Raw genomic sequence first — 661 nt, forward strand, 5'->3', positions numbered from 1 at the left:
AGAACAGGCGCGCATCAACTTCGATCGCCAGGACCAGCTGCTGCGGAGCGGCGTGACGACGCGCGGCAACTTCGAGAACGCGCGCAAGGACCTGCGGGACGCGCAAGGCAATCTCGACAGCGCGAAAGCAAGTCTGGCCAACGCGCGGGAGCAGTTGACCTTTACCGAGCTGCGGGCCGACGCGGACGGCGTCATCACGGAAAGACGCACGGAAACCGGACAGGTCGCCGCCGCGGCCCAGCCGGTCTTCACCCTGGCGCACGAGGGCGAGCGCGAGGCGGTGTTCGACGTCTATGAATCCCTCCTTATCGAAGACCCGTCGCCGTCGGGCGAACTGACCGTGCGCCTCGTCGGCGACCCTTCGGTCGAGGCGCGGGCGAAGGTCCGCGAGATCTCGCCGACCTTCGACAGCCGCACGGGAACGGTGCGGGTCCGCGTGACCCTGATCGCCCCGCCAGAGCGCATGGGGCTTGGAAGCGCCGTCGTCGGCGTCGCGCAGGGACAGGAGAAGCGCCTGGCGAGGCTGTCCTGGCGCGCCCTGTCGGCCGGCACCAGGGGAGCCGCGGTCTGGGTCATCGACGAGGCGACGAAAGCCGTCTCGCTTCGCCCGATCGAGGTCGACAGCTACCGGACCGGCTACATTCTCGTCTCCGGCGGGCTG

1 protein-coding gene is annotated in these 661 nt (G+C 69.3%); it reads left to right on the forward strand.

Translation table 11 applies throughout. The features are described 5' to 3' along the window. The coding region (locus O5O54_RS22250) for an efflux RND transporter periplasmic adaptor subunit (protein WP_279484028.1) at positions 1-661 on the forward strand (661 nt) is incomplete at both ends.

Origin of the sequence: Aureimonas sp. SK2, from assembly GCF_029813115.1 — a bacterium.
Classification (GTDB): Bacteria; Pseudomonadota; Alphaproteobacteria; order Rhizobiales; family Rhizobiaceae; genus Aureimonas.